Origin of the sequence: Flavobacterium sp. YO64 (genome assembly GCF_004119505.1) — a bacterium.
Taxonomy (GTDB): Bacteria; Bacteroidota; Bacteroidia; order Flavobacteriales; family Flavobacteriaceae; genus Flavobacterium; species Flavobacterium oncorhynchi.
Genome location: NZ_NRQV01000013.1, coordinates 32,378 through 53,901 on the forward strand (window position 1 = coordinate 32,378; position 21,524 = coordinate 53,901).

22 protein-coding genes are annotated in these 21,524 nt (G+C 32.9%); 9 read left to right on the forward strand and 13 right to left on the reverse strand.

All coding sequences use genetic code 11. From position 1 onward, the window contains the following. Nucleotides 1–6: 6 nt before the first annotated feature. The 11 genes from uvrB to trmD form a co-directional block, all read right to left on the reverse strand. Nucleotides 7–1,998 carry an excinuclease ABC subunit UvrB gene (uvrB, locus tag BOW57_RS11105; RefSeq protein ID WP_129054271.1) on the reverse strand — a complete coding sequence of 664 codons (1,992 nt, stop codon included), beginning with the start codon at nucleotides 1,996–1,998 and terminating at the stop codon, nucleotides 7–9. 46 nt (nucleotides 1,999–2,044) lie between these two features. Beyond that, complete coding sequence (locus tag BOW57_RS11110) at nucleotides 2,045–2,986, reverse strand: alpha/beta fold hydrolase (protein ID WP_129054273.1); 942 nt, start codon at nucleotides 2,984–2,986, stop codon at nucleotides 2,045–2,047. A 400-nt stretch (nucleotides 2,987–3,386) separates the two neighbouring features. Then, the gene (rlmF, locus tag BOW57_RS11120; RefSeq protein WP_129054275.1) at nucleotides 3,387–4,337 is read right to left on the reverse strand and encodes a 23S rRNA (adenine(1618)-N(6))-methyltransferase RlmF; all 951 of its coding nucleotides are present in this window, start codon (nucleotides 4,335–4,337) and stop codon (nucleotides 3,387–3,389) included. A 214-nt stretch (nucleotides 4,338–4,551) separates the two neighbouring features. Continuing rightward, nucleotides 4,552–5,214, reverse strand: coding sequence for a thiamine diphosphokinase (locus BOW57_RS11125; protein WP_129054277.1), 663 nt, complete (start codon nucleotides 5,212–5,214; stop codon nucleotides 4,552–4,554). A 123-nt stretch (nucleotides 5,215–5,337) separates the two neighbouring features. Further along, a complete protein-coding gene (locus tag BOW57_RS11130; protein ID WP_129054279.1) occupies nucleotides 5,338–5,784 on the reverse strand; it encodes a DinB family protein in 447 nt (148 codons plus the stop codon). Nucleotides 5,785–5,801: 17 nt separating this feature from the next. Then, the gene (locus BOW57_RS11135; RefSeq protein WP_089054652.1) at nucleotides 5,802–6,284 is read right to left on the reverse strand and encodes a GyrI-like domain-containing protein; all 483 of its coding nucleotides are present in this window, start codon (nucleotides 6,282–6,284) and stop codon (nucleotides 5,802–5,804) included. After that, on the reverse strand, nucleotides 6,268–7,116 hold the full coding sequence (locus tag BOW57_RS11140) for a DUF4249 domain-containing protein (protein ID WP_129054281.1): 849 nt from the start codon (nucleotides 7,114–7,116) through the stop codon (nucleotides 6,268–6,270). The genes BOW57_RS11135 and BOW57_RS11140 overlap by 17 nt, the downstream gene beginning before the upstream one ends. A 38-nt stretch (nucleotides 7,117–7,154) precedes the next feature. Further along, a complete protein-coding gene (locus BOW57_RS11145; protein ID WP_129054283.1) occupies nucleotides 7,155–9,536 on the reverse strand; it encodes a TonB-dependent receptor in 2,382 nt (793 codons plus the stop codon). A 148-nt stretch (nucleotides 9,537–9,684) separates the two neighbouring features. Further along, a complete protein-coding gene (locus BOW57_RS11150; RefSeq protein WP_089054640.1) occupies nucleotides 9,685–11,907 on the reverse strand; it encodes an NADP-dependent isocitrate dehydrogenase in 2,223 nt (740 codons plus the stop codon). 277 nt (nucleotides 11,908–12,184) lie between these two features. Continuing rightward, nucleotides 12,185–12,535, reverse strand: coding sequence for a 50S ribosomal protein L19 (gene rplS, locus BOW57_RS11155; RefSeq protein ID WP_089055403.1), 351 nt, complete (start codon nucleotides 12,533–12,535; stop codon nucleotides 12,185–12,187). Nucleotides 12,536–12,711: 176 nt separating this feature from the next. Continuing rightward, nucleotides 12,712–13,386 carry a tRNA (guanosine(37)-N1)-methyltransferase TrmD gene (gene trmD, locus BOW57_RS11160; protein WP_089055404.1) on the reverse strand — a complete coding sequence of 225 codons (675 nt, stop codon included), beginning with the start codon at nucleotides 13,384–13,386 and terminating at the stop codon, nucleotides 12,712–12,714. 227 nt (nucleotides 13,387–13,613) lie between these two features. On the opposite strand from trmD, the gene BOW57_RS11165 reads away from it, so the two are divergent. The 8 genes from BOW57_RS11165 to BOW57_RS11200 all read left to right on the forward strand — a co-directional run bounded on the left by BOW57_RS11165 (nucleotide 13,614) and on the right by BOW57_RS11200 (nucleotide 19,500). Continuing rightward, on the forward strand, nucleotides 13,614–13,940 hold the full coding sequence (locus BOW57_RS11165) for a hypothetical protein (RefSeq protein WP_129054285.1): 327 nt from the start codon (nucleotides 13,614–13,616) through the stop codon (nucleotides 13,938–13,940). Between the two features lie 129 nt (nucleotides 13,941–14,069). Then, nucleotides 14,070–14,531 (forward strand): nuclear transport factor 2 family protein, encoded by a 462-nt coding sequence (locus tag BOW57_RS11170; RefSeq protein WP_206734742.1) that lies wholly within the window; start codon nucleotides 14,070–14,072, stop codon nucleotides 14,529–14,531. Nucleotides 14,532–14,662: 131 nt separating this feature from the next. Further along, nucleotides 14,663–15,538, forward strand: a complete 876-nt coding sequence (locus BOW57_RS11175) for a sugar phosphate isomerase/epimerase (RefSeq protein ID WP_129054287.1) — start codon at nucleotides 14,663–14,665, stop codon at nucleotides 15,536–15,538. A gap of 14 nt (nucleotides 15,539–15,552) precedes the next feature. After that, nucleotides 15,553–16,458: an archaemetzincin family Zn-dependent metalloprotease gene (locus tag BOW57_RS11180; protein ID WP_129054289.1), complete on the forward strand. Its 906-nt coding sequence runs from the start codon at nucleotides 15,553–15,555 to the stop codon at nucleotides 16,456–16,458. A gap of 12 nt (nucleotides 16,459–16,470) precedes the next feature. Further along, nucleotides 16,471–16,815: a cupin domain-containing protein gene (locus tag BOW57_RS11185; protein ID WP_129054291.1), complete on the forward strand. Its 345-nt coding sequence runs from the start codon at nucleotides 16,471–16,473 to the stop codon at nucleotides 16,813–16,815. A 145-nt stretch (nucleotides 16,816–16,960) separates the two neighbouring features. Continuing rightward, complete coding sequence (locus BOW57_RS11190; RefSeq protein ID WP_241687434.1) at nucleotides 16,961–18,112, forward strand: MFS transporter; 1,152 nt, start codon at nucleotides 16,961–16,963, stop codon at nucleotides 18,110–18,112. 46 nt (nucleotides 18,113–18,158) lie between these two features. Then, nucleotides 18,159–19,091, forward strand: coding sequence for a peptidylprolyl isomerase (locus BOW57_RS11195; protein ID WP_089055410.1), 933 nt, complete (start codon nucleotides 18,159–18,161; stop codon nucleotides 19,089–19,091). A 94-nt stretch (nucleotides 19,092–19,185) separates the two neighbouring features. Then, nucleotides 19,186–19,500, forward strand: coding sequence for a cytochrome c (locus BOW57_RS11200; protein WP_129054293.1), 315 nt, complete (start codon nucleotides 19,186–19,188; stop codon nucleotides 19,498–19,500). 111 nt (nucleotides 19,501–19,611) lie between these two features. On the opposite strand, the gene BOW57_RS11205 is transcribed toward BOW57_RS11200, so the two are convergent. Together BOW57_RS11205 and BOW57_RS11210 are read right to left on the reverse strand one after the other, a co-directional pair. Then, complete coding sequence (locus BOW57_RS11205; RefSeq protein ID WP_089055412.1) at nucleotides 19,612–20,007, reverse strand: GreA/GreB family elongation factor; 396 nt, start codon at nucleotides 20,005–20,007, stop codon at nucleotides 19,612–19,614. Between the two features lie 413 nt (nucleotides 20,008–20,420). Further along, nucleotides 20,421–20,975, reverse strand: a complete 555-nt coding sequence (locus BOW57_RS11210) for a thioredoxin family protein (RefSeq protein WP_089055413.1) — start codon at nucleotides 20,973–20,975, stop codon at nucleotides 20,421–20,423. A 174-nt stretch (nucleotides 20,976–21,149) separates the two neighbouring features. Here BOW57_RS11210 and BOW57_RS11215 point away from each other — a divergent pair, with 174 nt between their 5' ends. Continuing rightward, entirely contained in the window at nucleotides 21,150–21,485 is a 336-nt protein-coding gene (locus BOW57_RS11215) for a tRNA-binding protein (protein WP_129054296.1), read from the forward strand. Nucleotides 21,486–21,524 lie beyond the last annotated feature (39 nt).

Here is a 21,524-nt window from a genome sequence, read left to right on the forward strand (position 1 = left end):
TTTTTTTTAAGCTAATTGATCTTGTAGTTTTTTAATATCGTCACGCAGTTTGGCAGCTTGCATAAAGTCTAACTCTTTTGCTGCTTTTTCCATTGATTTTCTTTTTTCTCGAATCATTTTTTCTAACTCAGATTTAGATAAATAAGCCGTTTCAGGTTCAGCAGCAGCAGGTAACGTATGTCCTAATTCGTATTCTACCAAAGGATTTTTTGTAAAAGCGCTGTCTATTTTTTTGTTTAGTGCCTGAGGTGTAATACCGTGCTCTGTATTGTAGTTAATCTGTTTAGTTCTTCGATAATTAGTTTCGTCTATTGTTCTTTGCATGCTTGCGGTAATTTTATCAGCATACATAATCGCTTTTCCATTTAAGTTTCTGGCTGCGCGCCCAATAGTCTGTGTTAAAGATCTATGGTTACGTAAAAAACCTTCTTTATCAGCATCAAGAATGGCAACAAGAGAAACTTCGGGTAAATCTAAACCTTCACGAAGCAGGTTGACTCCGATTAAGACATCAAAAATACCTTTTCGTAAATCCTGCATGATTTCGATTCGTTCTAAAGTATCAACATCAGAATGAATGTAACGGCATCGAATGTTTACTTTAGTTAAATATTTGGCTAATTCTTCGGCCATTCTTTTCGTCAAGGTAGTTACCAAAACTCTTTCATCAAGTTCACATCGAACTTGTATTTCTTCGATCAAATCATCGATCTGATTTAAACTTGGTCTTACTTCAATAATCGGATCTAATAATCCTGTCGGACGAATAATTTGCTCTACATAAATTCCATCAGATTTTTGCAATTCATAATCTGCAGGAGTTGCCGAAACGTAAATAACCTGATTCTGCATAGCTTCAAATTCTTCAAATTTCAAAGGTCTGTTGTCCATTGCGGCAGGAAGTCTAAAACCATATTCAACCAAATTTTCTTTTCGGCTGCGGTCGCCTCCGTACATGGCGTGAACTTGCGAAACCGTTACGTGGCTTTCATCAACAACCATTAAATAATCACTTGGAAAATAGTCTAATAAACAGAAAGGTCTTGTTCCGGCTTCACGTCCGTCAAGATAACGCGAATAATTTTCAATTCCAGAACAGTATCCCAATTCTCGAATCATTTCTAAATCAAAATTGGTTCGTTCTTCAAGACGTTTGGCTTCTAAATGTTTGCCTATTTCTTTGAAATAATCAACTTGTTTTACCAAATCTTGTTGAATTTCCCAGATTGCTCCTTGCAAAACTTCAGGAGAAGTCACAAACATATTGGCGGGATAGATCGTTAATCTTTTAAATTTTTCAATAACCTGTGAAGTTTTGGGATCAAAAGCTTCGATTTCTTCAATTTCATCTCCAAAAAAGTGAATTCGATACGCATCATCAGCATAACTGGGATAAACTTCAACAGTATCCCCTTTAATTCTAAAAGTTCCCGGATTAAAATCGGCTTCGGTTCTAGCGTATAAACTCTGTACAAGACTATGCAGTAATTTAGTTCTCGAAATAACTTGATCTCGAGTTATTTCGATTACGTTTTTTTGAAATTCTACAGGATTTCCAATACCATACAAGCAAGAAACTGAAGCTACAACTAAAACATCACGTCTTCCTGAAAGTAAAGAAGAAGTAGTGCTTAAACGCATTTTTTCGAGTTCTTCATTGATAGATAAATCTTTTTCAATAAAAACCCCTGTAACTGGCATAAAAGCCTCAGGCTGATAATAGTCGTAATAAGAAACGAAATACTCAACCGCATTATTTGGAAAAAATTGTTTGAACTCTGAATATAATTGTGCCGCCAAAGTTTTATTATGCGCTAAAACCAACGTTGGACGCTGTACTTCTTGAATAACATTGGCTACTGTAAATGTTTTACCAGATCCTGTAACTCCTAATAAAGTTTGATATTTTTCGCCGTCGACTATACCTTGCGACAATTTTTGAATTGCTTGAGGTTGATCTCCTTTTGGACTATATTCTGAAGTTACTTGGAAATTCATTTTTTGTGGATGAAGATTAGTTTTGTAAAGATACAAAGTTTGAATTCTATTCTAAAAATTTAATGACAGCGTCATTTGTAATTTTCGCTTGGTCAATGGTTAAAAAATGCCCCGCATCTTTAATAGTTTGAGTTTTGCAGTTTATTAAAAATTTTTGAGCTCTTGTTAGACTTTCTTCAGAGTTAATAACGTCATGATCTCCAATTAATACTAATACTGGATTTGTAATTGATTGTAATTCTTCATCTGAAAACGGACGCATTTTAAGCATACTGGAATTTGATTTTGCATATTTGTTTGCCAAATAAAACTGCCTTTTGTAAATAGGGTTTATGTTTTCGGGATGCGTTGAGAATGTTTCTAGTGTTTTATTGAATTTTTTTTCACTTGGGAAAAGCTTCAACAGCAATGCAGAACTTGTTTTTCTGACTTTATCTATGAATTTAAAAGTCTGTGCGGGACTTAGTAGAACTATTTTATCAATAGAATTTGTTTTTTCAGAAGCTAATAATGCTGCAATCCAGCCGCCTCTTGATGCTCCAATAATATCGAATTGTTTTAATTTATAGAAACTGAAAATTTCATTGTACCAAATCACAATTTCTTTTGAAGAAAGCGGTTTTGTTGTTAAAATTGATTTTCCGGGTTCCATCAAAAAATCGATCGCATAAATTCTATGATTTTTTGCTAAAGCCTTAATGTTAGGATACCACATGGTTGAGGTTGCGTCCATTCCGTGAAGTAAAACCAAACTTTTTGCATTTTTTGGTCCCGCGATATTTACATGTGCCGTTCCAAAACTTGTCTTTACATTTTCTTCGGTATAAGGAATATCCCAAAGTTTTAATGCTTTGTCGTACGCATTTAAATACGTCTTTTTTTCGCTTTTGGTTTCGAATATATAATCATTAAATTTTGCTTCTTTAATTGACGAGCAGCTTGTGATTACTAATAATATTAGGACTAATCTGAAGTATAATTTTTGCATTGCAATAAAATTCAATTTAGCTAAAGATACAATTCTAGAAAAGCGTTTCTGTATCAGAATTTTGTTTTAAAATATCATAATTCTAAGGTTCGTTTTTTTGCACAGTTAAGTGATAGACTTGTACCAATGCTAAAATTCCGTTGGGAATAATAACAGGGAGAAGCCATTGACTAACGTCTCTGTAATCTTTTAAAAAGATACCGTATATCACAAAACACATGCATCCGAAAAAATTAATTAGACGTATTTTTTTGAGGTCTTTCAATAAAAAACCTCCTACAATAAAAAATGATGCTAGGTAACCAATATAATCTGCCATGATTTTGATATTGAATAGTTTATAGTAAACTTACCAAAAGCAAATTATAAAATCAAGGTTTTGAAGTTGAAAATCAATATTTTAAAGCGTCCACTTTTGCTGCTCGGGTTTACTCAAAAAACTCCAAGCCACGATACGGCTGTTTTTTTGCCCTTGCGACATTTCGATGGTTTTTACCGAAACTGCATTTACTTTTTTCAGGGTTTTGTAAATAGAGGGTAGATTTTCTTTTTTAGAAACTAATGTTGTGAACCATAAAACTTGCGAAGCATATTTTACACTTTCGTAAATCATTTGAGTTACAAAACCAATTTCGCCGCCATTACACCATAATTCAGCATTTTGACCGCCAAAATTTAATACTGGATTTGTGTTTTTCTTTTCCTTCGGATTTAAATTAGATACTTTTCTAGAAGTGCTTTTATTCGCTTCTTCTGCCGATGCGTGAAAAGGTGGATTACACATAGTAAATGTAAAACGATCTTCGGGAATAATTATGTTTTTAAAAATAAATCGAGATTCTGTCTGCTGTTGTAAACTAATTGCATCAATTAATTTTGGGTTTGCTTCGATAATTTTACTGCAGTTTTCGATTGAAGTTTTATAAATATCTGTTGCGACAAAACTCCAATTGTAAATGGAATTTCCTAATATCGGATAGATTAAATTTGCACCCGTTCCGATATCTAATCCTAAAACAGAATTACCTTCGGGAATTTGACCATTATTCGTTTCTGCCAATAAATCGGCTATATAGTGAATATAATCGGCTCTGCCTGGAATTGGAGGGCAAAGATAATTTTTAGGAATATCCCAGTTTTGAATTTCGTAATAGGTTTGAAGTAAAGCTTTGTTTAGCGTTTTTACAGCAAGCGGATTGCTAAAATCAATAGTTTCAATACCATATTTATTAATAGAAATAAAAGTTTTTAATTCAGGACAATTTGAAATAAGCAATTCAAAATCATAGCGTGAGCGATGAATATTTCTATGATGTAAATTGTCTTTTTGAGAATTGTTTTCTGCTTTCATTTTTATTGATTTCTGTGCAAAGATAGGTATTCCTTCCTTTAAAGAATGCTCCAGAGGAGCGTAATATTTATAGCCAATTAATTTATAATTAAAACAAAAGCTCCAGCGGAGTGACATAGGTTTTGTGTGTCACCCCGCTGGGGCTTTAATTAGAACAAGAGATTTTGATCTATAAATATTGCGTCCCGCTGGGACTTTTTATTTTTAAATGTTTCTAATCAAAACACTCCATTAAAAGTAAATCACCTTCACGATGCGTTATAGTTACGAGTCCATCTTGTTCTACAGAATTACTGCTTCCTGTTCTGTAACCCATTGTAAGCGTATCGTCCTGCAATTCGTACTTTAGATTTTTGGAAAAAATGCCATTTACAACTCCAATTGGAATTAACGAAATAGGTGTTTTGGCAGTATACCATTTTTCGAATTTTGTTGGCAGTAAAAATATTTTTGAATGATCGTCGAGAATCACAATTTTAAGTAAAGTGCGGTAACGAACAATATTGGTAAGATTGGTAATCGTATGATCTGCGCGTCTTCCGGTAGCCCAAACTACATTTACGGCAGGAATTTTTCTTTCTATTAAATAATCAAAAGCTTTCTCTAAATCAGTTTTATTTTGATCTGGCGTGTGAACGATTTCGATAGGATATTGTGAAGTTTTATATACTTCGGGATCAAAACCACGATCAAAATCACCTAAAAGGACATCGATTTTAATGCCTAAATCTATAACGCGTTCAATGGCTGAATCTAATACAATAACAAGCGGAGACCATTCTAATAATTGACCTAATAATTCAGGATTGCAGGCGGCGCCGTTTGCAATTATTAAAGCGGGTTCCTGATCGTCGCGAACTATATGGTGTGATGACATGTTATTTTTTTTGAATGTGACGCAAAGGTACTGTTTACAATTTTAGATTTCTGATTTTAGATTTTAGTTTTTTTTGAAAAAAGATTTTCGAACAATTTAAAAGCAACACTCTAAAATCTACAATTATAAATCCAATAATCGTCTGTGATAATTAATTTGTCCAAGATGATAGGCTAAATGTGTAGAAAGATGAACGAAAAAGAATCCTGTAGTCATTTCTTTTTCAAAAACAATCTGCGGATAAATAGTGTTTAAATCTTCTTCGGATAAAAGATCAAGAGTATTGTTTACCACGATAATGGTTTCCTCGATTTTACCAATTAATTCGGATTTAGGAATATCTTTTAGAGAAAATTCTAATGGACGATTTCTAACATATCCTGTTTTTCCTATTTCGGCACCAATATAAGTGTTGATGTTGCCAATTAAATGAAGGCAGAGATTTCCACCAGAGTTTGAAATATTTTTGTCGATTGCCCAAAGTTGATTTTCATTTTGGTATGATTCTATTTCGACTTTTAATTTGTTCAAATCCCGATTGAATAGTGATTTTAATGTTTCTATCAGCATATTTTTTTAGTTGAAAATTAGTCTCTATTTCTTATCGGTATCCAGATTTCCTCTTCAGAGTTTGGATCGTCTTTTTTGTATTTATGATCCATTACTGCAAAATGAGGCCTGTCATCAACAGTATATTCTGATTTTGGAAGCCATTCTGCAAAAATAGAATGGTAGGTTTTATGTCCTTCAGATGCCGGACCATAATGAATAAAAACGGCATATAAACCAGTTGGAATTACAAGTGTTTCCATTTCTGACGGAATTACGTCAAAATTAGTAACGGCTACTGCTGCCCATTTTTGAAAACTCTTATTGGGATCAAAATTGTCAAAATGGTTTGGTGAAAAAACTTCTAAAGAATATAAATTAGAGTCAATTGAATTTTTAATTTCACGGCGTTTTGGCATAAAGCTGCTCCATAATTGAAACGTTCGATTTTCAATAAATGACATATTGATTCGTTTTCCAATGAGTTTTTTTTCGGTTGCGATTTTAATTTGTGCTTCCATTTTTATCATTTAGTTCAATTTTATATTTTTTTGAATCAGTTTCGCTGAGTGCAAAATACCCTAACGGATAATTTGTCTTATCTGTTGTGTTGATAATGTTTCCTCTTACAGTTGCAGGCGGTGATTGAAATGGACCTCCAGCATTACTTCCCGCAATGCTTACTAAAATGCTCATGTAATTGTAATATTGTTTTGAGATGCCCAAATGTGTTACTTGAATCTCATTGCCTACTTCAATATCTTCATCATCTGATTTACTAAAGTATTCATTGCCTTGATAGAATTTATCTTCGGCAACATAATAAGTAGAGGTTACTTTTTTTGAATACTCGTATTTATATAAGTAAAAATTATCCTCATTTGCTGGATCGTTATAAAAGGCTCTTATTTCTATATCAGTTCCTGTAATACCGCCTTTATTATTCTGTTCAATTCTAGTTATTGGCGCTACAGATTTTAGAGTTTCACTTGCGGTGTAAGTGCTTCCGCTGCTAATAATGGTTAATGTATAGGTTTCTTCAATTTTTGGTTCAAAATCATTACAAATATATCGACCTGTTTTTGGGACTTCAGTAAAATTAAATCGTTTGTTTTTACTGTTTTTAATATAAACAACAGCTCCAGAAACTATTGGTACCTTATTTTCAAAATAGCCCGTAGTTGTAGTTAGTTTTATTGCCTGCTGTTTTCCCGTTGTGCCTTTTTGCCAGTTTATAGAGGCTTCAATTACTAATTTTGGAGGCGCTGTATCAAGATCTACCTCTACAACTTCTTCACAACTTGTAAAAAGTGCAGATGTAAATAATACGATTAATAAAATAATTTTTTTCATAACATATCTTTTTGTTTCTCTACAGAACTGAAATTTCTTTAAAATTTAAAATTATAGCTAACAGCAGGCACCATACCAAAGATTGACAATCGTACAGCTTCATTTACTCCTGTATCTAGGTTTTGCCTAAAGTTGATTGATGCTGCATTTTGGCGATTGTAGAGATTGTATATACTAAAAACCCATTCGGCTTTCCAATTTCTGTCTTTGTTTTTTCTTGGTGTTAAAGTGGCCGAAATATCTAAATGATGATAAGCAGGTAAGCGATCTTTATTTCGAAGCCCATAACTTGGAACTGTAATTCCTAAATATTCATATTGACCGTTTGGGTAAGTTACAGGTTGTCCGGATTGTAAAATGAAATTAGCGCCAAATGACCATTTATCGTTTAAATTGTAAGCTGATGTTACGGCTAAATTATGTGTTTTGTCATAAGCAGAACTGTACCACTGTCCGTTATTGATGCCTGTTTCTTCAGGAGTTCTTCCCGGTGTTTGTTGTTCTGACTTAGATAATGTATAAGAAATCCATCCATTAAATTTACCTTCATTTTTCTTCATCATAATTTCTAAGCCATATGCACGCATTTGTCCGTTTAAAATTACTTGCTCAATCGCGTCATTTGCAATTAAATCAGCGCCATCAATATAATCTAGTCTATTTTTGATTTTCTTATAATAGGTTTCAACTTCAAGAGAATAAACACCGTTATTAATATTTCTAAAATACCCCAAAGCGACTTGATCAGCAAGCTGCGGTTTAATATAATTATCACTAGGCATCCAGACATCCAGCGGAGTAGGAGATGAGGTATTCGAAATTAACTGAAGATATTGCGCCATGCGATTGTAACTTGCTTTTATTGCTTGATCGTCATTTAATTGATAAGAGATAGAGAATCTTGGTTCTAAGTTGTTGTAATTCTGAATGACTTTATTAGAACCAAAATATTTTGTAGAAGATGGAGTTGCTTTTTCGTAAATCTGCATATCCGTGTTAAAAAGGACAGGATTATTATTGTCATAATAATTAATGGTCGATGCACCTAAACGATAAAACAAACTGTAGCGTAATCCAAATGCCAGCGTTATTTTTTTAGAAAGCTGATTTTCGGCATCTAAATAAATTGATGGTTCAAATGCATATTTTCGATCCAGTTGATCTGGATTTATTCCAGATGTAGTATTGCTTGGTTTAATAGTTCCGGGATTAAAATCATAATAAATCCCGTTTAAGCCATAATTTAGTTTGAATTTATCCGAAATGTAGTTCTTGAAATCGTATTTAATATTATAGTTTTTGATACCTGAATCCCATTTGAAACCAACAAAATCCAGATCAAGACCATAATAATAATCACTGTATATCAAGGATAAATTTGAGAATAGTTTATTAGAATACAAGTGATTCCAACGAAGATTTAAAGTAGAGTTTCCGTAAGTATTCGTAAAGTTTTTATTAAGGCTGAAAACGTCTCTTCCAAAATAACCAGATAAATATAAGCTGTTGTTATCGTTTAATTTATAACTGAATTTCGCATTTAGATCATAGAAATAAGCAGAGTTGTCTTTGTTTTCTTCGGATAGTTTTAAGAATAAATGAGCATATGAAGCTCTTCCGCCAATTAAAAAAGAACCTTTGTCTTTTACAATTGGACCTTCTAAAAGTAATCGGCTTGATATTAAACCAATTCCTCCATTCATGTGAAAATTTTTACTGCTTCCGTCCTTTTGATAAATATCTAAAACTGAAGAGGCACGGCCGCCAAATCTGGCAGGGATTCCTCCTTTATACAATTTTAAATCTTTGATTGCATCTGGATTAAAAACAGAGAAAAAACCAAATACATGTGAAGAGTTAAATATAGTAGCTTCATCTAATAAAATTAAATTTTGATCAGCGCCGCCGCCTCGCACATTAAATCCAGATGCGCCTTCGCCTGCATTAGTTACTCCGGGAAGCAGTAAAATGGATTTAATAACGTCGACTTCACCTAATACTACAGGCATTTTTTTAATGGTAGAAATAGAGAGTTTGTTGACACTCATTTCTGGCGACTTAATATTTATTTTGCCTTTATTATCTTTAATAATAACTTCTTGAAGTTCTTGACCACTTTCGCTGATAGAGAAGTTATTTTTAGTGTTTTGATCTAAAATAATGGTTTTATGAATAGTTTGGTAACCTAAATAACTAATTTCAATTTCATGTTCGCCGCTAGGAACTGTAAGGGAATAAAAACCATATTCGTTTGTTGTGGTTCCAATTTTTAAAGCAGGAATGTAAACGTTTACACCAATTAAACTTTCGTTGTTTTTAGAATCTTTTATGGTTCCGCTGAGGGTAAATTTTTCCTGAGAAAAAGAAGCAAATGTGGTAAAAATAAGGATAAGAAGTAAACTAATCTTTTTTGTAATCATTGCTTTGGTTTTGAACTACATAGTTAATAATTCTTACTAAATATAGCAGACTGAATTTTGTTAAACATTAGTTAAGAATAAAAAAAGGACAACCTTGCGAGTTGTCCTTTCTGTATTTGTTATAGAGACGCACAACAGTGCGGCTGAATTATTTTATTTTAGCAATAATTGCATTGAATGTTTCACTAGGACGCATTGCTTTGCTTACCAATTCAGGCGTTGGCTGATAGTATCCGCCAAGAGTCTGAGGTTTTCCTTGTGCACCAATTAATTCAGCATCAATTTTAGCTTCATTAGCTTCAAATTCAGCAGCAATTGGAGTAAAGATAGCTTTTAATTCTGCATCTTTATTTTGAGCAGCCAAAGCCTGAGCCCAATAGAATGCAAGATAAAAGTGAGAACCACGGTTGTCGATTTGTCCAACTTTACGAGCTGGAGATTTATCGTTTGCTAAGAATTTATCATTTGCTTCGTCAAGAGTTTCAGCTAAAACAATTGCTTTAGAATTGTTTAAAGTTTGTCCTAAATGCTCTAAAGAAGCACCAAGAGCTAAAAACTCTCCTAATGAATCCCAACGTAAATATCCTTCTTCTGTAAATTGCTCAACGTGTTTAGGAGCAGATCCTCCAGCACCAGTTTCAAACAATCCGCCACCGTTCATTAAAGGAACAATAGATAACATTTTTGCAGAAGTTCCTAATTCTAAAATTGGGAATAAATCTGTTAAATAGTCACGTAAAACGTTTCCAGTTACAGAGATAGTATCTAAACCTTTGATGATTCTATCCAAAGTAAATTCAGTTGCAGCAACTGGGTTTAAAATGCGAATATCTAGGTTTGTAGTATCGTAATCTTTAAGGTATTTTTGAACTTTTGCAATCAATTCTCTGTCATGCGCTCTGTTTTCGTCTAACCAGAAAACAGCAGGAGTACTTGATAAGCGAGCTCTGTTTACGGCTAGTTTAACCCAGTCTTGAATAGGAGCGTCTTTTGCCTGACACATTCTGAAAATATCATTTGCTTCAACGTTTTGCTCCATTAACACAGTTCCATTTGCATCAACAACGCGAACAACACCTTCTTCTTTCAATTGGAAAGTTTTATCGTGAGATCCGTATTCTTCTGCTTTTTGAGCCATTAATCCAACGTTAGGAACACTTCCCATTGTTTTAGGATCAAAAGCACCGTGTTTTTTACAGAAATCGATAGTTGCAGTATAAATTCCAGCATAAGAACGATCTGGAATAATGGCGATTGTATCTTGTTGTTTTCCTTCTTTGTTGTACATCTGTCCAGAAGTACGAATCATTGCAGGCATAGATGCGTCTACAATTACGTCAGAAGGAACGTGTAAGTTTGTAATTCCTTTATCAGAATTTACCATTGCAAGAGCTGGTCCGTTTTCGATAGCGGCATTGATTGCAGCTTCAACTTCAGCCTGCTCAGGTTTTCCTGCAATTTTTGCATAGATATCACCTAAACCATTTCTGGTGTCAATGTTTAATTCTTTGAATAAAGTTTCGTATTTTTTGAAAAGATCTGCAAAATAAACTTCAACGATAGCGCCAAAGATAATTGGATCTGAAACTTTCATCATTGTAGCTTTTAAGTGCACAGAAAGTAAAACTCCAGCAGCTTTAGCTTCAGCAATTGCTTCGGCAACAAAACTTTTTAAAGCTTTTAAATGCATTACAGAGCTGTCGATAATTTCACCAGCTTTTAAAGGAGTACTTGCTTTAAGAACAGTTGTAGAACCATCTTTAGCAACAAATTCAATTTTTACATCATTAGCTTCAGTAACCGTAAGTGATTTTTCACTTCCGTAAAAGTCACCATTAGGCATAGAAGCTACCTTAGTTTTTGAGTCAGCAGACCAAGCGCCCATTGAGTGCGGATTTGCTTTTGCAAAGTTTTTAACGGCTCTTGGAGCTCTACGATCAGAGTTTCCTTCACGTAAAACTGGGTTTACTGCAGAACCTAATACTTTTGCATATTTTGCTTTAATTTCCTTTTCAGCATCGTTTTGTGGATCTTCTGGGAAATTAGGGATGTTATAACCATGTGATTGCAATTCAGCAATAGCAGCTTTTAATTGTGGTACAGATGCAGAAACGTTTGGTAACTTGATAATATTAGCTTCTGGCTTTGTAGCTAATTGACCCAATTCAGCCAAAGCGTCACCTGTTTTTTGAGCATCTGTTAAAGACTCAGGGAAATTAGATAAAATTCTTCCTGCTAACGAGATATCTCTAGTTTCAATAGCAATACCAGCTGTGGAAGTAAAAGCTTGAACAATAGGTAATAAAGAGTAAGTCGCTAATAACGGCGCCTCATCAGTTAAGGTGTAAAAAATTTTTGAATTCTGTGTCATTTTTTTTTTTTATAATCGTGTCGTCAAAGAATGGCGATGTGAATGATATAGTCGGCTCAAAATGAGCGGAGCAAATATAATAAAAACAGTCCGAAAACGGTATAGTTTTACCGAGAAATACTGGAATTATCAGATTGCTAATTCGCACACGTTAAATTGCCAAATCGATGATTTTGATATTAAAAAATTGCGGTTTTATTATTTTGGAAATTTGGACCAAAAAAAAACTCGTTTCAAATGATATGAAACGAGTTTTTTATAACAATTAGATAAATGATTATCTTCTTTTATCTTTAATCTTAGCTTTTTTACCAGTAAGTTCTCTGAAGTAGAAAATTCTAGCTCTACGAACAGAACCTTTCTTGTTGATTTCGATTTTTTGTAAAGCTGGTAAGTTTACTGGGAAGATACGCTCAACTCCAATAGCTCCAGACATTTTACGAATCGTGAAAGTTTCTGTGTTACCAGAACCTCTTCTTTGAATAACAACTCCTTTAAAAAACTGAGTTCTTGTTTTTTCACCCTCTTTAATTTCGTAGAATACTGTAATAGTATCTCCAGCTCCAAATTCAGGGAAATCTTTTCTAGCAACGAATTCGTCTTGAACGAATTTTAATAAATCTGCCATGATAATTTTATTATTATAGTTTTATTTAGAGTAACATTCACGGATCTCGCCAGAGGTTAGTCCAATTCGGGTGCAAATGTAAGTAAAAAAAATAAAATTCCAATAAAAATAAATTCCAAATTTCAATTTGTTAACTGTTTGATTAATTGGTGTTTGGAATTTTAAATATTTGAAATTTATTCTAAAAGATCAGGTCTTCTATTTTTAGTGTGCTCATAAGCCATATCTTCGCGCCATTTATCAATTTTGGCAAAATGTCCGCTCGTTAAAACATCAGGAACTTTCCATCCTTTATAATCAGCCGGTCTTGTATAAATGGGGCCCGAAAGTAAATTATCTTGAAAACTGTCTGTTAATGCTGAGGTTTCATCGCTCAAAACTCCTGGAATTAATCGAATTAAAGCATCAGATAAAACTAGAGCACCTAATTCACCACCAGATAAAACATAATCGCCAATAGAAATTTCTTTCGTAATAAAATGATCCCTTACACGCTGATCAACACCTTTGTAATGTCCGCATAAAATGATAATGTTTTCATACATAGACATTTTGTTGGCCATTTTTTGGTTTAATGTTTCACCGTCTGGTGACATATAAATGATTTCATCATACTCGCGTTCACTTTTTAAGTGTGTGATACAATCGTCAATTGGCTGTACAGTCATTACCATTCCGGCACCTCCGCCAAAAGGGTAATCATCAACACTTTTTTGTTTGTTGGTTGTATAGTCGCGTAAATTATGAAAATGTACTTCTACTAAACCCTTATCAATAGCACGTTTCATAATCGATGCCTCAAACGGGCTTCTTAATAATTCCGGCAAAATCGTTATAATGTCAATTCGCATTGTTTTTCTTCAAAAGTTTTGCTGCAAAGATACAAAGTTAATATTTGAAGTTTTAATGATTTAATATTTGAAACATTTAGGTGTGTTAAATGGAAATATTTGAGCATTGAGAATAGTTTAAGTTAATGTTTATTTAAACTATTGATAATCCTTGGTTTATTTCTTCTTTTGAGAGAAAGATTATTTTTATAAAGCAATATATGAAGTAATAAGCCAAAATATAAAAGATGAAAAAATATATAGTATTAATCACGATCGTAATTCTTGCCTCTTGCTCAAGCTCAAAAAATACTTTAGACGGTTTAACGGGTAAAACGAGACATAGTCTTATTAAAAGCTGGGGTTTTCCTATTCGAACTGTTGACAATGCTCGAGGGCAGATATTGGTTTATGCAGATCAAGTTTATAAAAATTCTAATAATACAGAATCGAGAATTGCTGGACCTAGTTATTGGAATTATACCTATATATACATTGATTTTGAAGGGAAAGTGTATTCGTATAAAAATGAAAAGCAGAATTATCCTCCTCAGCAAATCGTTTTTACGAATTAATTTTAATACAGCCTTTTTTTTGTTTAGTAGTTTGTAATCAATGGGATAAGGTTGTCTTTTTTGTTGTTTCTTTAAGTGAATTATTGTTAAATTTAACTACTTTTATTGAAGCTTAAAAATCAATAATAGATGAAAAATGGAATAATAATACTTGCTATAATTTTTGTACTTGCTTCCTGTAACAACCAAAATCAATCAAAACCAATGGATACCACACAAAACGAAAAAGTAGTAAAACAATATTTTGAATATTTCAATAGCCATAATTGGAAAAAAATGGCAGAAATGTATACTGAAACTGCCGATTTTAAAGATCCATCATTAGGACAAGGAATTGTAAAGCAAACTCGCAAACAAATTCAGGAAAAATATGCAGCATTAAATGAAGTTTTTCCAGATTTAAAAGACAATATTGTTCAAATATATCCCTCTGGAGAGAAACATATAATTGTTGAATTTGTTTCAACTGGTACTGCGCCTGATAATTCAAAATTTGAACTGCCAATCTGTACTATTTTTACAATCGAAAATGGAATGATTACAAAAGATTTTACTTATTTCGATAACTTTGAAGAAGAAGACTCAAAGTAAAATAGAGTAAGGAAAAAAGGAATAAAAAAAGAGAAATCATAAATAAAGAGATTACAATTGCTCTAGATGACTTTATTCGTGATTTTGAAAATCAATTTGTGTAGTTTTAAGTTTTACTTTTTCTTATAAAGATGGTAACAAGAAGAAATTTTATAATAAACAGTAGTTTGGCAGGAGCGGCAGTTTTAGTTTTGCCCTCATTAGCATTTAATATGGAAAAAAAAGAAATTGGCTTGCAGTTATATACACTGCGTGAGGAACTTCAAAAAGATGTAAAATCAACTTTAAAGAAAGTATCAGATTCTGGTTATTCTATTGTTGAAACTTACGGATTTTCAATCAAAGATCAGTTTTGGGGATTAACTCCTTCAGAATTGAAAAAGATTTTGGATGAAAATGATTTGAAAGCCGTCAGCGGTCATTATAATTTAGGGAGTTTTCTTTATGATGGAAATAAAGAAGAATTGGTTGCTGCTATTAAGGCAGCAAAAGTTTTAAAAAGTGATTTCTTAACCGTTCCATGGATTGATGAAGCGTATAGAAAAAATAGTGATGATTATAAAAAGATTGCTGCACGTTTGAATGAAGCAGCCAAAATGTGTAAACAAGAAGGGTTGAAATTTGCGTATCATAATCACGATTTTGAGTTTCAAAAACTAGAAAACGGTGCTACAGGTTATGATATTTTGCTAAAGGAAACAGAAAAAGATTTAGTGTTTTTTGAATTAGATTTATACTGGGTTGCTCGCTCAGGCAACAATCCTCTTGAGTTGTTTGCTGCAAATCCGTGGCGTTTTAAAATGTGGCATGTAAAAGATATGGATAAAGAAAACCAGAGTTTGAATGCTGAAATTGGTTCTGGATCTATTGATTTTAAACCTATTTTCAAGCAGCGAAAAATATCAGGAATGACGTATTTTTTTGTAGAACAGGAGAATAATTATATCCCCAATACTATTGATTCAATTAAAACCAGCTGCGATTTTATTTCAAAAAATTTAATCTGAATAAGTAATAATTTATGAAGAAACTTGTTTTGTTGGTGTTTGTAATTTTTTGTTCTTGTCATTCGAATAAGAAAGAAGAAAATAATTCAAAGTCACAGTTAAACGCCCAGCAAATTTTACCGCCTCAACCTTATTTTGTAGCTATTAAAGTTAATGATGTTAAGCTTGAGGAACCAGTTTTTGGAGATTGGTTGTTTTCTCATAAAGAGAAAGGACAAAGTTTTGAACAATTTGTTCGGACTAAACATGTTGTTCCAACAAAAGAAGAGGATATTATCTATTTAAAACCAATTGGAAAATTTAATTCTTCACAATTAAAGCAAATTGAATTGGTTCGTCAATACTTGCAAATATTCTTTCAGCTTGAAACCAAGGTTTTGGAAACGGTTTCAAATGATATTATTCCAAATCATGCCAGACGAATTGGAGATGTTGGACAAGAACAATTTTTAGCAGGATATATTTTGACAGATGTTTTGAAACAAGAAAGTCCTGATAAAAGAATTGCATTAATGGCAATAACTGAAAAGGATTTGTATCCAAAACCAGAATGGAATTATGTTTTTGGTCTGGCATCTTACAGAGATAAAATTGCAGTAAGTTCTATTTATAGAATGCAGAAAGAGGCTGATTTTAATTTATGCTTAGATCGATTGCTGAAAATTTGTTCGCATGAGATTGGGCATATGTTTGGTTTGCATCATTGTATTGAAGTAAATTGCGTCATGAATGGAACCAATAGTATGATAGAAACAGATAGACATTCTATTAGACTATGTTCTCTTTGTCAAAGAAAATTATATTCGGGGTTTCAGTATGATAATGTAAAAAGGTTAAATGAATTAGAAAAGTATTTTAGGGAAAACAATTTAGTTGAAGGATTACAGTTAATAAGAAAAGACCTTAAAAGCATTCAATAAAAATAAAATAATATGAGTTTCGGAACAAGTAAAGAGTTTATTAAAGGAGATGAAATAGAATGGGAAGTTGTAGGCGAAGGAATCAAACGTAAAATATTGGCTTTTGATGATCGCGTTATGCTTGTTAATGTGCATTTTGAAAAAGGAGGAATTGGTGTCTTGCATGAACATTATCATTCTCAAGTTACTTACGTTTCAAGCGGTAAATTTGATGTTACAATAAGCGGTGTCACGCAGACTCTGAAAGAAGGAGATAGTTTTTACATTCCGCCTCATGCTATTCATGGTGTTGTTTGCTTAGAAAGCGGTCTTCTAACCGATGTTTTTAGTCCAATGCGTGAAGGTTTTATGAAATAATACAGTTTTCAGATACTGCATAATTGGTATAAAAAGGCTTGGTTTTAATGGAGACTTTAGAAATTTTATATTTTTTTTAAAGTTTTGGTTCCAATTAGAATAGTATTTTTGCAAAATGAATTTATCCAAAACGAATGTCCTTTTTATGGCAGTTTGCACTGGTCTTATCGTTGCAAATCTTTATTACTGCCAGCCTTTAATTGTTTTAATTGCCAACGAATTTAAAATTCCAGAAGCCAGCGCCGGAACTATAACGTATTTAACTCAGGCGGGTTACGCTATTGGGTTGTTTTTTATGGTGCCGCTTGGTGATAAACTAGAACGTAAAAAACAAATTTTAATAACCACTTTTGCTTCTGTAATAGCATTACTTATTGCAGCAGTGGCCAAAAGCTTTTTGGTTTTACAAATTGCGTCTTTACTAATTGGGATTACATCAATTGTACCACAGTTAATTTTACCATTAGCAGCCTCATTAAGTACTCCTGAACAAAGAGGAAAAGTAATTGGAACCATTATGAGCGGTTTGTTAGTAGGAATTCTTCTTTCTAGAACTCTAAGTGGTTTTATCGGTCAGATTTTAGGTTGGAGATCCATGTTTTATATCGCAGCCGGAATTTGTCTTTTGATCTTTTTTGTCATCCAAAGTAAATTTCCTGTGAATAAACCTCAGTTTAAAGGTACTTATGGCGAGTTGATAAAATCTTTGTTTACACTTATAAAAACACAGCCCGTTTTGCGTGAAGCTACACTAATTAATGTTTTTAGCTTTGCTCAGTTTGGGGCATTCTGGACTACTATGGTTTTATTGCTTTCAGGAGAACCATTTCATTTTAATAGTGCAACAATTGGTTTATTTGGTATAGTTGGTGCTTCTGGAGCATTGGCAGCGCCTTTGGTTGGGAAAATTGGAGACAAAGGAAATTCTAGAATTGCAGTTGGCTATGGATGTTTATTGATTTTAATAAGCTTTTTAATTTTCTATTTTTCTATAGAAAGTGTAATCGGAATTGCGATTGGAATTGTGTTTATTGATATTGGAATTCAAGGAGTGCACATTTCAAACCAAACGAGAGTTTATTCTCTATTACCCGAAGCCAGAAACAGATTAAATACCGTATTTATGTCATTTAGTTTTCTAGGAACCGCTGCGGGATCTGCATACGGATTATTGTTGTGGAAATTCGGAGGATGGCACGCTGTGGCAATTGGCTGTATGGTATTGTCATTATTGGCATTAACCGTTTATGGACTTACTTATAAATCAAAATCTAAAAAAATAGAAAGCACAAATTGATAAAAAATTAATTTGTAAATTTGCAATCAAATTAAAAATAACAACAATGGAAAACGGAATATACGCTAAATTTAACACTAGTAAAGGTGCGATTTTAGTAAAACTAACACACGATTTAACACCAGGAACCGTAGGGAATTTTGTAGCTCTTGCAGAAGGAAATATGGAGAATAAAGTAAAACCTCAAGGACAAAAATTTTATGATGGATTAAACTTTCATAGAGTAATTCCTGATTTCATGATTCAAGGTGGATGCCCAAAAGGAACTGGAACTGGAGATCCAGGTTATAAATTTGATGATGAATTTGTGTCAAGTTTAAAACACGATCGTCCAGGAGTTTTGTCTATGGCAAATTCTGGTCCAGGAAGTAATGGTTCTCAGTTTTTTATCACTCACGTTCCAACTCCTTGGTTAGACGGGAAACATACTGTTTTTGGCCATGTTATCGAAGGACAAGATGTAGTTGATGCTGTTGCTCAAGGTGACGGACTTGAAACTTTAGAAATTATTAGAGTTGGTGAAGAAGCTCAAAAATGGAATGCAATTGAAGCTTTTATTGGTTTAAAAGGTGCTCGTTTGAAACGTGAAGCAGCTTTAAAAGCAGAATCAGAAGCAAAAATGGAGCAATTAGCTGCTGGTTTTGATAAAACAGAAAGCGGTTTACGTTACAAAATGATTCAAAAAGGTGATGGTAAACAAGCTGAAGCTGGAAAAACAGTTTCTGTTCACTATGAAGGATCTTTAGAAAACGGAAAAGTTTTTGATTCATCTTACCCACGTAAAAAACCAATCGAATTTAGATTAGGTCAAGGTCAAGTTATTGAAGGATGGGATGAAGGTATTGCTTTATTGCAAGTTGGAGACAAAGCTCGTTTTGTAATTCCTTCTGATTTAGCTTACGGACCATCAGGTGCAGGAGGAGTAATTCCGCCAAACGCAACTTTGATTTTTGACGTTGAATTAATGGACGTAAAATAATAAAACTGATAAAGTTTAAATTGATTTTAAATAGAATCCCATTCGCAAGACGAATGGGATTTTTTTTATATTTACTTAAAAATAAATCAAGGCAATGAAAACAAAAATTCTAACTTTAGCAGTTGTAACGTTACTTTTAGCATCGTGCGGTACAAAAAAAACAACTGCCGCGACAGCAGAAACAACTGTGCCGGCTTCTAAAACGGTAAAAGCAGCCGAATTAACTCCTGAATTAGCAGAGGGTAAAAATTTGTATGATAATAGTTGTGCAAGATGTCACAAATTGTACGAACCAAAAGATTTTACGAAAGAAGATTGGCAGCCAATTTTGGTGCGTATGCAGAAGAAAGCAAAGTTAGATGATGTGAAAATGGCATCAATAACAAATTATATTCATTCGCAATTATAATTTGCTCTTAAGAAATGATAATTAAAACTATTCAGTAAGTCTATTGAATAGTTTTTTTTGTTTTAGATAGATATAAAAAAAACACCGTCACAGAATGAGGTGTTTAAAAAGTTATAAATTATGTACAGCCGTATTGTCTACTGCTATTATTTTTAAAGTCTTTATACCAGCAGGTAATTCCCAATCGACTTCGTCATTTTCTTTAAATCCGATGATAGCAACGCTTAGTGGAGCAAGAATCGAAATTTTAGATTGTTTTACGTCTGCAGATGAAGGTAAAACGATCTGAATTTTCATTTGTTTATTTGCCTTTACATCTTCGATTGTTACAAAAGAATTAATTCGGATAACAGAGCTGTCCATTTCGCCTTCCTTGCTGATAACTGCACGATCTAGTTCTTGCGAAAGCTGATTTGCTTCTTTAGTATTTGTTGAGTTTTTACTTTTTAATATCAATTCTCTTAAAAATTGATAATCTGTTTTACAGAATGTGGGTGTTGGTTTCATATATCTATATTTTATTATTATAATTTAAATGTTTGTGTTTTAATTTTGTTCTTCGTTCAGGCTGGTTAGATAATTGTTAATTCAAAAAAAATCAAATTGTAGATTTCGTACAATAAATGCTTTGAAATTGTTGAATTAAAAAAAGCAAAAAATTATTTGAGAGAAGTTACTCTTTCAAATAAAAATAAATATTAAAATGTGGTATAAATCCTCCGCCTGAAAGAAGAAATTGGAATAGACGGAGGCCTAATTAATAAAGGCCTTACTATGTGAAATAAAAACAGCACCAGACAGTTCTCTTCGTAAAGAAAACAGCAGGAGGCAAACTGTAAATATTGTTATAGTGCTCAAAATGAGTATTTGTTTATTAGAAAGGACAAAGATAGGTAAACTTTTTTAAAGGTGTACACTCTTTATTTCCATTTGATATTACAGCCTATACTTGGTTTTTGAATTGTATTTAAAGAACGATTGTAAATTAAGGCATCAATGGCGCTTCTTAAATCGCTTCCGCTTAACGGAATTCCGTTTCCAGGTCTTGAATCATCAAGCTGCCCTCTGTAAAATAATCGATTTTGGCTGTCGAATAAATAAAAGTCCGGAGTGCAGGCCGCATCATAAGCTTTTGCAATTTCCTGCGTTTCATCAAATAGATAAGGAAAATCAATTTTGTTTTTAAAAGCAAATTCGGTCATCATTTCTGGCGAATCTTCAGGATATTTTTCAATGTCGTTGCTTGAAATGGCTATTACACCAAGTCCTTGAACGCGATAATCATTTGCAATCATTACGATTTCTTTGATTACATGAAGAACAAACGGGCAATGATTGCACATAAAAATAACAAGAGTTCCTTTTGATCCTTTCAAATCTTCAAATGAATATTCATTATTAGAATTGGTATCTTTTAGATAAAAATTGGGAGCAATTGTTCCCAAAGGAATCATATTTGAAGGAGTTCGTGCCATTTTTATGAAAAATTAGTTCTCAAAAATAGGGTTTAATTTCTGTAAAAAAAAGAGCACAAGAATAATTCTTCTCGAGCTGCTTTCAAGAGTAAAGTGAACTCTAAAAAATAGATTGTAGAAATAATGATATTATGGACAAAATTTATAGGTTTGTAAATAATCAAAAATTAAAAAATGGATTTAACTTGGAACGAATTTGAAAGAACAGATATGAGAGTTGGAACTATCGTAGAGGTAAATGATTTTCCTGAAGCGAGAAAACCTGCGTATCAACTAACGATAGATTTTGGTGCCGAAATTGGCATTAGAAAATCATCTGCACAAATTACAAAACGCTACCAAAAAGCAGATTTACTAAACAGGCAAATTGTGGCAGTTGTAAACTTTCCTAAAAAACAAATAGGAAAATTTATGAGCGAATGTCTTGTTCTGGGCGCTGTAGGTGAGGAAGGAGATGTTATTTTATTAGCTCCAGATTTTAAGGTTGAAAACGGGCTTCGTATAGGATAGTGTTCAGTGTTCAGATTTTTAATGTTCAGTTTTAGATAA

Excerpts from the sequence above, each read along its gene's own strand:
- uvrB (WP_129054271.1), bottom strand. The coding sequence starts at position 1,998 with ATGAATTTCCAAGTAACTTCAGAATATAGTCCAAAAGGAGATCAACCT.
- BOW57_RS11110 (WP_129054273.1), bottom strand. The coding sequence starts at position 2,986 with ATGCAAAAATTATACTTCAGATTAGTCCTAATATTATTAGTAATCACA.
- rlmF (WP_129054275.1), bottom strand. The coding sequence starts at position 4,337 with ATGAAAGCAGAAAACAATTCTCAAAAAGACAATTTACATCATAGAAAT.
- BOW57_RS11125 (WP_129054277.1), bottom strand. The coding sequence starts at position 5,214 with ATGTCATCACACCATATAGTTCGCGACGATCAGGAACCCGCTTTAATA.
- BOW57_RS11130 (WP_129054279.1), bottom strand. The coding sequence starts at position 5,784 with ATGCTGATAGAAACATTAAAATCACTATTCAATCGGGATTTGAACAAA.
- BOW57_RS11135 (WP_089054652.1), bottom strand. The coding sequence starts at position 6,284 with ATGGAAGCACAAATTAAAATCGCAACCGAAAAAAAACTCATTGGAAAA.
- BOW57_RS11140 (WP_129054281.1), bottom strand. The coding sequence starts at position 7,116 with ATGAAAAAAATTATTTTATTAATCGTATTATTTACATCTGCACTTTTT.
- BOW57_RS11145 (WP_129054283.1), bottom strand. The coding sequence starts at position 9,536 with ATGATTACAAAAAAGATTAGTTTACTTCTTATCCTTATTTTTACCACA.
- BOW57_RS11150 (WP_089054640.1), bottom strand. The coding sequence starts at position 11,907 with ATGACACAGAATTCAAAAATTTTTTACACCTTAACTGATGAGGCGCCG.
- rplS (WP_089055403.1), bottom strand. The coding sequence starts at position 12,535 with ATGGCAGATTTATTAAAATTCGTTCAAGACGAATTCGTTGCTAGAAAA.
- trmD (WP_089055404.1), bottom strand. The coding sequence starts at position 13,386 with ATGCGAATTGACATTATAACGATTTTGCCGGAATTATTAAGAAGCCCG.
- BOW57_RS11165 (WP_129054285.1), top strand. The coding sequence starts at position 13,614 with ATGAAAAAATATATAGTATTAATCACGATCGTAATTCTTGCCTCTTGC.
- BOW57_RS11170 (WP_206734742.1), top strand. The coding sequence starts at position 14,070 with ATGAAAAATGGAATAATAATACTTGCTATAATTTTTGTACTTGCTTCC.
- BOW57_RS11175 (WP_129054287.1), top strand. The coding sequence starts at position 14,663 with ATGGTAACAAGAAGAAATTTTATAATAAACAGTAGTTTGGCAGGAGCG.
- BOW57_RS11180 (WP_129054289.1), top strand. The coding sequence starts at position 15,553 with ATGAAGAAACTTGTTTTGTTGGTGTTTGTAATTTTTTGTTCTTGTCAT.
- BOW57_RS11185 (WP_129054291.1), top strand. The coding sequence starts at position 16,471 with ATGAGTTTCGGAACAAGTAAAGAGTTTATTAAAGGAGATGAAATAGAA.
- BOW57_RS11190 (WP_241687434.1), top strand. The coding sequence starts at position 16,961 with ATGGCAGTTTGCACTGGTCTTATCGTTGCAAATCTTTATTACTGCCAG.
- BOW57_RS11195 (WP_089055410.1), top strand. The coding sequence starts at position 18,159 with ATGGAAAACGGAATATACGCTAAATTTAACACTAGTAAAGGTGCGATT.
- BOW57_RS11200 (WP_129054293.1), top strand. The coding sequence starts at position 19,186 with ATGAAAACAAAAATTCTAACTTTAGCAGTTGTAACGTTACTTTTAGCA.
- BOW57_RS11205 (WP_089055412.1), bottom strand. The coding sequence starts at position 20,007 with ATGAAACCAACACCCACATTCTGTAAAACAGATTATCAATTTTTAAGA.
- BOW57_RS11210 (WP_089055413.1), bottom strand. The coding sequence starts at position 20,975 with ATGGCACGAACTCCTTCAAATATGATTCCTTTGGGAACAATTGCTCCC.
- BOW57_RS11215 (WP_129054296.1), top strand. The coding sequence starts at position 21,150 with ATGGATTTAACTTGGAACGAATTTGAAAGAACAGATATGAGAGTTGGA.